The 237-nt window shown below is 51.1% G+C and carries 1 protein-coding gene; it reads left to right on the plus strand.

All coding sequences use genetic code 11. The features are described from left to right. Positions 1 to 15: 15 nt before the first annotated feature. The coding region (locus tag G3N99_RS39425) for a hypothetical protein (protein WP_206125102.1) at positions 16 to 237 on the plus strand (222 nt) is incomplete at its 3' end.

A 237-nucleotide genomic window follows, 5' to 3' on the forward strand; every position in this document is an offset into this window, starting at 1 on the left:
AGAAGAGACGGGAAGATGAACGTTGAGAAGAACGTCTGCAGTAATAGGGTGAGCCAAATGGAGGGTGTGAACGGGGGTGTCTGGACCGGGGGGAAAAGAGGCCACAGAACGAAGAGCGCGAGCAAGAATCGAAGCGGAGGGAGGATCAAGAAGGGTACTAAGGCAACGATCGATTGGCCGATGACGAAGTTGCTGCAGACGAAGAGCATCGAAGAGATGAGGAAGATTTTTTTTTTT

Origin of the sequence: Burkholderia sp. Ac-20392 (assembly GCF_017104585.1) — a bacterium.
Classification (GTDB): domain Bacteria; phylum Pseudomonadota; class Gammaproteobacteria; order Burkholderiales; family Burkholderiaceae; genus Burkholderia; species Burkholderia lata.